Origin of the sequence: Streptomyces sp. NPDC029526 (assembly GCF_040637405.1) — a bacterium.
GTDB lineage: Bacteria > Actinomycetota > Actinomycetes > Streptomycetales > Streptomycetaceae > Streptomyces.
Genome location: NZ_JBEZWE010000001.1, coordinates 1,222,338 through 1,231,679, shown reverse-complemented (window position 1 = coordinate 1,231,679; position 9,342 = coordinate 1,222,338). Strand labels below are relative to the sequence as shown.

Sequence of the window (9,342 nt, the reverse complement as noted above, 5' to 3'; positions counted from 1 at the left end):
GAGTGCGACCGCGTGGGCGACGGCAGGGCCGACTACTCGCACAAGCACCGTCGCCATGGCGTGAACGTGCAGGTCGTGACCGACCCGACCGGGCATGTGCTGTGGATGTCGCCGGCCTTGCCGGGCCGGTGCCACGACCTGACCGCGGCCCGCACCCACCGGATCATCCGGATCTGCGAACGCCAGGGCGTCCCCGTCCTGGCCGACCGCGCCTACCAGGGCGCCGGCCCCTGGGTCACCACCGGACGCAGACGGCCGCCCGGCGGGCAGCTGTCTGCGACACAGCGGACGGTCAACCGAGCACTGGCCACGTCCCGGGCACCCGTCGAACGGGGCATGGCACTGCTGAAGTCCTGGCGGATCTTCCGAAGGTCCCGGATCAGCCCCAACCGCATGACGTCAGTCACCAAAGCCGTCCTCACCCTGGAGAGGCAGCGCTGAAAACGCTCAATGAAGTCTAGAACGGTGAGTACAGGCTTGGTGTCCGAGCGGCGAAGCCCCCGACCGAGCTGTTGGAGGAACACCGTGGCGCTAGAGGTGGGGCGAAGTAGCAGGAGAGTGTCCACATCGGGGACGTCGACGCCCTCGTTGTAGAGGTCGACGGAGAAGATCACCTGGACCTCACCCGACCTGAGGTCCGCCAGTGCCTGGCGCCGCTGGTCTGCCGGAGTCTCCCCAGAGACAGCGATTGCGGCGAAGCCGGCTGAGCGAAAAGACTCCGCCATGAAGCGGGCATGAGCGACGGAGACGCAGAACCCCAGAGCCCTCATACGGCTGGGGTCGGATACCTTTTCCTCCACAGCCTTCACGACGAGAGCGGCGCGGACCTTGTTTCCCGTGACGACGTTGCTGAGTGCGACCGGGTCGTACGCGCCGCGCTTCCACTCCACGGAGCTGAGGTCCGTCGTGTCACTGATGCCGAAGTAGTGGAAGGGGCACAGAAGCTTGTTATCTAGTGCCTCCCACAGGCGCATCTCGGCGGCGATGCGGCCATCGAAGAACTCGTCTTGAATATTCTTGCCATCCATGCGCTCAGGTGTTGCCGTCAGCCCGAGTAGCTCCACTGGTTGAAAGTGGTCCGCGATCTTGCGATACGTCGGTGCGGTTCCATGGTGGAACTCGTCAAATACGATGACGTCGAAGTGGTCGGGCGCGAGACGATCCAGTGCTCGTGCGTTGAGAGACTGGACACTAGCGAAAACGTGAGTCCAACGCTCGGGGATCTCGCCGCTGTGAAGGTACTCGCCGAAGTTCGCATCGAGAAGGACCTCTTGGTAAGTCCGCATGGACTGCTGCAAGATCTCTTTGCGATGGGCAACGAACAAGAGACGTAGATCGCGGCCGTGGTCGTGTCGGAGCTGCTTGTAGTCCAGCGCCGCCATGATCGTCTTTCCTGTGCCGGTTGCAGCTACCAGAAGGTTGCGGTGACGATCATGTAGTTCGCGTTCGACATTCAAGCGCTCCAGCATGTCTCGCTGGTAAGGGTAGGGCCGCACTTCGAGACCGGACAGCGTGATTGCGTGGCGTGCGCCGGATGTGCCGCCCGCCACAACCAGTGCTTCCTGGAGGCGACTTCCGTCGGCCTGCGGGTCATACGTTTCGAAGGAAGGATCGTTCCAGTACGACTCGAACGTCGCCTCAAACTTGCGCATTACATCAGGCGTGGCGACGGAGGATAGGCGAACGTTCCACTCCAAACCGTCCAAAAGGGCTGCCTTCGACAAGTTCGAACTTCCAACGTACGCCGTGTCATAGCCACTATCGCGCCGGAATAGCCATGCCTTCGCGTGTAGCCGCGTGGAGCGGAGCTCGTAGTTGACCTTGACTTCGGCATCGAAGTCCCGGACCAGGCGGTCCAACGCTCTGCGCTCCGTCGCTCCGATGTAGGTGGTGGTCAAGACTCTCACGGGGACCCCTCGTTCACGCGCCGCCTGGAGGGACCGCTCGATGACGCGAAGCCCGTGCCATTTCACGAAGGCGCACAGGAGATCGACTCGGTCCGCAGTGGCGAGTTCTGCACGCAGCTCAAATCCGAGGCTCGGGTCTTCAGGAGAGTTGGTGAGGAGCGCGGTATCCGAGAGCGGGATACCCGGCCGCACAGCGAAGACCCCCGGTGCCTCATGCTTCGCAATGGCCAGAAGCTGCTGGGGGCCCGCTGCGATGAGGTCCACCCACTCTTGAGCACCGTGCAGCGTGCTGATGGACTCCAGGATGTGGTTGGCGGCGTGGACGCGCTCCTCGGCGGGCAGATTTTGCAGGACGCGGCGTACCGTGCCTGAGATGTGTCGTGCGAGCACATGTGGGACGGACTCAGGACCCACCATCTCGCTGATCGGATGCCAGCCAAGTTCGGGAAGCTGCTTGAGCTGCTGCTCGAAACGGAGCGTGATCAACTGTTCGTACAGGCCCGCGGTGGGTTGGGTCATTTCCTCCAGCTCGGACACACGGGCTCCTCTGGTTACGCCGGACGTCTCGGATCATGTGTAACAGAGCGTTCTGACAGTCCGAGGCAGAGATGGCCGGTTTGGTCCGCTGACCAGTCACAAGTAGGCCGGTTTGGGCAGAAGTTGATGCTAAATGATCACCATCGCTCCACCATGGGGCGATGGGAATCGAACGCGTCATCGGCCACATAGAGGGCGTGCCTGTGGGGTCGGTGTTTCATCGGCGCTTGGATGTGCAACGCGCCCACCTGCATCAAACGAACCAGCGGGGGATCTCGTGGCTGGTGGACACGGACGGCAGCAGGGTTGCTGACGCGATCGTCCTACATGGTGGCTATGTGGATGATCAAGACGAATGGGAACTGATCAAGTACACGGGAGCGTCCGAGGGTAAGGATAAAGACTCCACAGGCAGGCTCCTGCGCAGTCAGTCATGGTCCTACCGGGATAACGCCGCACTCTTGCTGAGCTACGAACGCAGGTACCCGATCCGCGTGATCCGAGGATATGAGGGCGATCCGCGGTACTCGCCCTCCAATGCATATAGGTACGACGGGTTATACGAGATAGTGGACGTGCGCACCGCAGCGTCTCAACAGCCAGCGCCCGACGGGGCGCAGATTGACATCTGTCAGTTTGACCTGCGACGCCTGCCCGACCAGAACCAAGTGCAGACCTCCGTCGAGCGCCGCCTCATGGGCCTGTTGGACGAGCTGTACGAAGCGGACGCTCGGGAGGAGAGGTTCCCACGGTCACGCACGATGCGGGTGCGTCGCCTGATTCGTGACACTGCAGCGGTTCAGCGGATCAAGCGGCTCTACGGAGGTCGGTGCCAGATGTGCGGACTGCGACTCCTGGGCCCCGATGACACCCCGTACTCCGAGGGAGCGCACATAAGGCCCCTGGGCAGGCCACACCACGGGCCTGACATTGAGCCCAACATCCTGTGCCTGTGCCCGAACTGTCATGTGCGGCTTGATATCGGTGCAGTTGTTCTGGGTGAAGCCCACACGATCATTGCCCGAGCTGATCTGTCAGGAAGCACCCTTCTCCCGAGGCTCACGGTGGAAGATGGCCACGGTGTTCATCCGGACTATCTTGATTATCACCGGCGGTATTGGGAGGCTCAGGGCTTTACCGCGTCGGGGTAAGCCCCGTTGAGGCAGGGGCGTTACCGATTGGGTCTTACACTTCCCCCATGGTGCAAAGCAGCGCAAAGGACGTGGACGCCTACCTCGCCGAAGTGCCGGAGGAGCGGCGGGAGGTTCTGGCCGGGCTGCGCGAGCTGTGCCGGGCCGAGCTCGTGGGGTTCGACGAGGTCATGGCGTACGGGATGCCCGCCTATGTGCGGGGCGGGGGTGGGGGGACCGCGGAGATCGCCTTCGCGAGTCAGAAGCAGTACATCTCCTTCTATCTCATGCGCGGTGATGTCCGGGAGGCGTTCGAGGAGCGTCTGGCGGGCCATGACATGGGCAAGGGGTGTCTGCGGTTCCGCAAGCCGGCGGACGTCGACTTCGAGCTGGTGCGGGATCTGCTGAGGGCGACCGCCGCGGAGCCGGGGGCGGCCCGCTGACAGGGACGGGCGCGTGCCCGGGGCGGCACGGCGGACGCGATGGCGGTGCGCCGCGGCTGCACTCCCGCCCGGCTGCCGTCCCGCCCCGGCGGCCGTGGTGCTTCGGCGGACGGGGCGCGGCCCGCGCGGGCTGTCAGGCGGTCCCGTGGCACTCCCCGTACGTCCGGCCCGACCCGCACCAGCAGCCCGCGCCCCGCTCCGGCGGCCACGCCACCGCACGGCCGCGGGCCGCGAGGGTGGTGGCGTACTGGGGGAGGAGGGCGGCGTCGTCGGGGGACGTGCCCTCCGAGGCGGCGAAGGCCTCGTAGGAGGGGACGGTGCCGGTGACGATGCCCAGGTTGGGGGTGCCGGAGGCGGCGAGTTCGCGCAGGGCCGCCTCTATGGTCGCCAGGTGGCGTTCGGGGGAGGGGTATTCGGCGGCCAGTGCCGGGTAGGCGGCGAGCAGTTCGGTCAGTTCGTCGGTCTGCCAGTGCAGGACGGCGACGGGGAAGGGGCGGGACAGGGCCTCGCGGAAGGCGCCCAGTTCGGCGCGCAGGCGGCTGATCTCGGCCTCCAGCTCCGCCGGGTTCTCCGAGCCGAGGGACCACACGCGCTTGGGGTCGTGCAGTTCGTCCAGGGTGACCGGCAGGGAGTGCACCGAGTCGGCCACGGCGTCCCACGAGTCGTGCGGGGCGCCCAGCATGCGGCGGACGCGGTGGCGGCCGAAGAGGAGGGGGCGCGCGGCCCGGGTCGGTTCCGTGCCGTCGGGCAGCAGCAGGCGCACCGCCTCGGTGAACGTCTCCTGCGCGGCCTCCAGCTCGTCGTGCGCCTCCAGCGCCTCGGCGATGATCACCCAGGCCGCCGGGTCGTGCGGGGACGCCGTGCGGATGCCGTCGATGATGGCGCGGGCCTCTGCCTCGTGGCCGTACTCCCACAGGTTGGCCGCCTTGAGGGCGCGGACCAGGAACGGGCTCTCCAGCGGCTCGCCGGAGGACAGCAGGCGGTCGTAGAGGGCGGAGGCGGCGGGACGGTCGCCGGACAGTTCCCGGTGGGCCGCGGCCCGCAGCAGCAGGGCTTCCGCGTCCTCGGGGTACCGATCCGCGATCCGCTCCAGGCGGTCCGCTTCCGCGATGTGGTCGACGTTCTCGGCAGGCGTGTCGGGGCGCATGGGGGACACCGTACTGCCGACGGGTGACGGGCGTGAGGGAGCGGTCGGCCGCTGGACGCCCCACCGCGCTCCTGGACGCCCCACCGCGTTCACCGGGCCTTGCGCCCGTCCGCGGCCTGTCCTGTATAACGAGACCAGCCTGTATGACGAAATCAGCCTGTGTGCCGGATCCAGGCGGCGCCCGGCAGGGCCGAGCGGCGCCGGGCGGCACGGGACAGGTCCGTGACCGGTGACGAACCAGGGGGGGGTGACGGCGGTGATGTCACGTCGGAGTGTGCGGCCGCGCCCCGCCGGGGGCCGCCTCCTCGCCGTTCTCCTCGTCCTCGTCCCCTTCGCGCTGCTGCTCGTCGCACCCGACGCCGCCGGCGGGCTGTCCGCCGGTGTCGCGCTCGCCGCCACCACCGCCGCCGGGGCCGCGCTCACCGTCTGCGCGCTGGTGTCCGCGCGCTGCGCGCCCGCCGTGCCGCCCACGCGGGTCCGCACGGCGATGCGGGACCGGAAGCTGCGGACCGCCTTCCTGCCGCAGCGCGACCCCGACGCCCGGGGCCGCACCCGGCCACGGGCTCCCTCGGCCGCCCTCCCGGCGACCGCCGCCGCGTAGGGCCTTCCGGCGACCTCCACGTTCTTCCGCGTTCCGCGTTCCGCGTTCCGTGTTCCGTGTTCCGCGGTGCGCGTTCCGTGCGCGTCTCTCCGGCCGGCCCTGTGCGGGGTCGTGTCGTCATGCCGTCCTTCCTCCCTCGGTGTCCCGCCCCCGCGGCCCGGGACGCCGTCCGGCACGACGAGACCCCCGGAGGGCTCACCCATGTCCGTCTTCGCCAGCCTGGTCGAGCATCTGGCCGACCTGCTCCAGCCGCTGTTCGGCGCCGCCTCGGCCGCCGCCGCGATCGTCCTGTTCACCGCGCTCGTACGCCTCCTCGTCCACCCCCTCTCCCGGGCCGCCGCGCGCGGCCAGAAGGCGCGGGCCGCCCTCCAGCCGCGCATCGCCGAACTGCGCGCCCGGCACCACCGTGATCCGGAACGGCTTCAGCGGGCCGTGCTCGCCCTGCACGCCGAGGAGAAGGTGTCCCCGCTGTCGGGGTGCCTGCCCAGCCTGCTCCAGCTCCCGGCGTTCTTCCTGCTCTACCACCTGTTCTCCAGCGAGACGGTCGGAGGGCGGGCCAACGCGCTGCTCGGGCACGAGCTGTTCGCGGCGCCGCTCGGCGGGCGCTGGACCGACGCGCTGGGCGACGGCGGGGTGTTCGGGGCGGCCGGGCTCGTGTACCTCGGGCTGTTCACCGTCGTGGCGGTCGTCGCCGCGTTCGGCTACCGGCTGACCCGGCGGTCGATGGCCGCCCACCCCGCGCCGGCCGGGGGCGGCGGTGCGGCGGAACCGGTCCCGGCGCCCGGCGTGGCCGCGGTGACCCGGTTCCTGCCGTTCACGTCCTTCTTCACGCTGGTCACCGTGGCCGTCGTGCCGCTGGCCGCCGCGCTCTACGTGGTGACGAGCACGACCTGGAGCGTGGTGGAGCGGGCCGTCCTGTACCGGTGACGGCGGGCCCGGCACGCGGGCCGGGCGGGTCCAGTACGTGAACGGGGTCTTGCCGCGTGGACGCGCACTGTGGAGGATTTGCCGAGTCCGCCGAGGGGGCGCGTCCCGCCGCACCGGTCGCTCCCGTCGGGCGGGCTCACGATCGAGCCCGTCCGCCGGGCTCACGATCGAGGGAGACGTGACCATGAAGCTGCTGCGAGTCGGTACGGCGGGACGGGAGCGGCCCGCGCTGCTCGACGACAGCGGAACTCTGCGCGACCTGTCGGGCCTCGTCACGGACATCGACGGCACGCTGCTCTCCGACCCGGAGGCGCTCGCATGGATCCGGACGGCCGCCGCTGCCGGTGAGCTGCCGGTGCTGGACGGAGCCGGGCTGCGGACCGGCCCGCCGGTGGCCCGCATCGGCAAGATCGTCTGCATCGGGCTCAACTACCACGACCACGCGCGGGAGACGGGGGCCGAGCCGCCCGCGGAACCCGTCGTCTTCCTCAAGGCGCCGGACACGGTCGTCGGGCCGGACGACCCGGTCCTGGTGCCGCGCGGTGCGCGCAAGACGGACTGGGAGGTCGAACTCGCCGTCGTCATCGGCCGTACGGCGCGCTACCTCGAGTCGGCGGAGGAGGGGCTGGCCCACGTCGCCGGGTACACGATCGGGCACGACGTGTCCGAGCGGGAGTTCCAGATCGAGCGCGGCGGGACCTGGGACAAGGGGAAGAACTGCGAGACGTTCAACCCCCTCGGCCCCTGGCTGGTGACCGCCGACGAGGTCCCCGACCCGCAGGACCTGCGGCTGCGGCTGTGGGTCAACGGCACGCTGCGGCAGGACGGCACGACCGCCGAGCAGATCTTCCCGGTGGGCGAAGTCGTCCGCTACGTCAGCCACTTCATGGTGCTCCGCCCCGGCGACGTGATCAGCACCGGCACACCGGCCGGCGTCGCCATGGGCCGTCCCGAGCCGAAACCGTACCTGCGCGCGGGGGACGTGGTGGAGCTGGAGATCGACGGCCTGGGGCGGCAGCGGCAGGAGCTGCGCGCGGCCTGACCAGGCAGGGCGGCGACCTCCGGCGGGGTGAGCCCGGTGGGCGGGCGGCGAGGGAGCAGCGGCCCGGTGCCCTCACCGCCCGTCCCGTGCCGCCCGCCCGCGCGGTTGCGGCGGGCTCAGCCGTTCCGGAGTCGCAGCCGGAAGGCCGGGCAGACGTCCGGGTCGTCGTCCGCGTAGACGTACAGGTGTCCGTCGCCCTCGGCGATCGACAGGGAGTCGAGGGTGTCTCCGTCCAGGAAGCGCCGCGGCGCGGTGAACGAGAGGGACAGGCGCGCGAACTCGGTGGCCGTGGTGCCGCCCTGTACCACGGCCCACGTGCCGGACCCGTCGAACGTCCCGCCCAGCTCGCCGTCGTACCAGTCGCCCGTCGGCCGGCCCCGCACGGTGACCGTGCCGCCGGACGGCCGGCTCCCGGACGCCTTCAGGGTGAGCACCGCTCCTTCCGCGTCGCCCTCACCGCCGTAGGTCCCGGCGAGTTGCCCGGAGGTGGCGCCGACCGCCTGCCGCCCAGGACAGCCTTCGACGCCGTCGGCGGCGGACGAGCAGCCCGGCAGGCAGGTCAGCAGAGCCAGCGTGGCGGCAGCCGCCGGAACGCGTCGTCGGGACACCGGCTCACTTCTCCTTCGCCGGAAACGGTTCGGCTCAGATGGTCTCCTGCCGGGGTCCCCGGCCCACCCCCGGCCGGGTATAGCACCGCGTTATCGCCAACCGTTAGTACCCCGTTGGACGAATCTTCGGGAAGCTGTGCCGTGCCCCACGTCGAACTCCTGTGTCACGGGCCGGAGTTCGGGTGGGGTGCGGCCCCGTGTTCCTCGCCGGGCCGCGTCCCCCACAGCTGAGCACGCGCCCCCTCGCGTGCCCGTCGAATCGAGGAACCTTGCGCATATCCCGGCTCGTTCCCGCGCTCGCCGCCGCCGCGGTCACCGTCCTCGCACTCCTCAGCCCCACCGCCGCCGCGGCCGAGGCCCCGGCGCCGCCCCCGAGCACCAAGGCGCCGCAGCCCATCATCGGCGGCGGTCACGCCTCCAGCGGTCCCTGGGCCGCGCGGCTGTTCTCCAACGGCAGGGAGACCTGCTCGGCCACGATCATCGCGCCGACCTGGATCCTCACCGCCAAGCACTGCGTCACCGGCGGCGGGCTGTCCTTCCGCATCGGCAGCCTGGACCAGCACAGCGGCGGCACCGTCGCCAACGGCGTCCAGACCTACACCCACGGCTCGGACCTCGCGCTCGTCCGCCTCGACCGCTCCGTGTCCGCCACGTACGCGCGCCTCGGCCAGCCGGGCACCGTCCGCGTCGGCCAGAACGTCCAGGTGTACGGCTGGGGCGCCACCTCCCGGTGCGGCTCCGAGGCCAACTGCCAGTCCCGGTACCTGAAGGTCGCCAACGTCACGGTCACCGGCGGCTGTTCGGACGCCTACGGCGGCTCCGCGATCTGCGCCCGGCGCGGTGACGGCATCACCGCCGGCGGCGACTCCGGCGGTCCGATGATGGCGAACGGCGTCCAGGTGGGCGTCGCCTCCACCAGCGACCGCCAGACGACCACGGCGTACACCAACGTGACGGCGTACCGCTCCTGGATCCAGTCGGTCGCGGGCGTCTGAGCCGC

The 9,342-nt window shown here is 69.8% G+C and carries 9 protein-coding genes and 1 pseudogene; 7 read left to right on the top strand and 3 right to left on the bottom strand.

Annotation, left to right across the window (positions count from 1 at the left end; translation table 11 throughout):
• Positions 1–441 (top strand): transposase family protein (locus tag AB0F01_RS05535; protein ID WP_362090144.1); only part of this gene is annotated, 441 nt, incomplete at its 5' end.
• Here AB0F01_RS05535 and AB0F01_RS05530 read toward each other — a convergent pair.
• Positions 435–2,426 (bottom strand): annotated as a pseudogene (locus AB0F01_RS05530) (DEAD/DEAH box helicase family protein); the annotation flags it as partial. The gene AB0F01_RS05535 and the pseudogene AB0F01_RS05530 overlap by 7 nt on opposite strands.
• Before the next feature lie 179 nt (positions 2,427–2,605).
• Here AB0F01_RS05530 and AB0F01_RS05525 point away from each other — a divergent pair.
• A complete protein-coding gene (locus AB0F01_RS05525) occupies positions 2,606–3,595 on the top strand; it encodes a YDG/SRA domain-containing protein (protein WP_362090142.1) in 990 nt (329 codons plus the stop codon).
• A gap of 47 nt (positions 3,596–3,642) precedes the next feature.
• The gene (locus AB0F01_RS05520) at positions 3,643–4,017 is read left to right on the top strand and encodes a DUF1801 domain-containing protein (RefSeq protein ID WP_362090140.1); all 375 of its coding nucleotides are present in this window, start codon (positions 3,643–3,645) and stop codon (positions 4,015–4,017) included.
• Between the two features lie 133 nt (positions 4,018–4,150).
• Here AB0F01_RS05520 and AB0F01_RS05515 read toward each other — a convergent pair whose 3' ends face one another.
• Positions 4,151–5,164 carry an SEC-C domain-containing protein gene (locus tag AB0F01_RS05515; protein WP_362090138.1) on the bottom strand — a complete coding sequence of 338 codons (1,014 nt, stop codon included), beginning with the start codon at positions 5,162–5,164 and terminating at the stop codon, positions 4,151–4,153.
• 259 nt (positions 5,165–5,423) lie between these two features.
• On the opposite strand from AB0F01_RS05515, the gene AB0F01_RS05510 reads away from it, so the two are divergent.
• The 3 genes from AB0F01_RS05510 (at position 5,424) to AB0F01_RS05500 (ending at position 7,734) form a co-directional block, all read left to right on the top strand.
• Positions 5,424–5,765 (top strand): DUF6412 domain-containing protein, encoded by a 342-nt coding sequence (locus tag AB0F01_RS05510; RefSeq protein ID WP_362090137.1) that lies wholly within the window; start codon positions 5,424–5,426, stop codon positions 5,763–5,765.
• A 201-nt stretch (positions 5,766–5,966) separates the two neighbouring features.
• Entirely contained in the window at positions 5,967–6,692 is a 726-nt protein-coding gene (locus AB0F01_RS05505) for a YidC/Oxa1 family membrane protein insertase (RefSeq protein ID WP_362090135.1), read from the top strand.
• A 184-nt stretch (positions 6,693–6,876) separates the two neighbouring features.
• Entirely contained in the window at positions 6,877–7,734 is an 858-nt protein-coding gene (locus tag AB0F01_RS05500) for a fumarylacetoacetate hydrolase family protein (RefSeq protein ID WP_362090133.1), read from the top strand.
• A 116-nt stretch (positions 7,735–7,850) separates the two neighbouring features.
• Here AB0F01_RS05500 and AB0F01_RS05495 read toward each other — a convergent pair whose 3' ends face one another.
• On the bottom strand, positions 7,851–8,342 hold the full coding sequence (locus AB0F01_RS05495; protein ID WP_362090131.1) for a hypothetical protein: 492 nt from the start codon (positions 8,340–8,342) through the stop codon (positions 7,851–7,853).
• Positions 8,343–8,611: 269 nt separating this feature from the next.
• On the opposite strand from AB0F01_RS05495, the gene AB0F01_RS05490 reads away from it, so the two are divergent.
• On the top strand, positions 8,612–9,337 hold the full coding sequence (locus tag AB0F01_RS05490; RefSeq protein ID WP_362090130.1) for a trypsin-like serine protease: 726 nt from the start codon (positions 8,612–8,614) through the stop codon (positions 9,335–9,337).
• The last annotated feature ends 5 nt before the right edge of the window (positions 9,338–9,342 follow it).

Excerpts from the sequence above, each read along its gene's own strand:
- AB0F01_RS05525 (WP_362090142.1), top strand. The coding sequence starts at position 2,606 with ATGGGAATCGAACGCGTCATCGGCCACATAGAGGGCGTGCCTGTGGGG.
- AB0F01_RS05520 (WP_362090140.1), top strand. The coding sequence starts at position 3,643 with ATGGTGCAAAGCAGCGCAAAGGACGTGGACGCCTACCTCGCCGAAGTG.
- AB0F01_RS05515 (WP_362090138.1), bottom strand. The coding sequence starts at position 5,164 with ATGCGCCCCGACACGCCTGCCGAGAACGTCGACCACATCGCGGAAGCG.
- AB0F01_RS05510 (WP_362090137.1), top strand. The coding sequence starts at position 5,424 with ATGTCACGTCGGAGTGTGCGGCCGCGCCCCGCCGGGGGCCGCCTCCTC.
- AB0F01_RS05505 (WP_362090135.1), top strand. The coding sequence starts at position 5,967 with ATGTCCGTCTTCGCCAGCCTGGTCGAGCATCTGGCCGACCTGCTCCAG.
- AB0F01_RS05500 (WP_362090133.1), top strand. The coding sequence starts at position 6,877 with ATGAAGCTGCTGCGAGTCGGTACGGCGGGACGGGAGCGGCCCGCGCTG.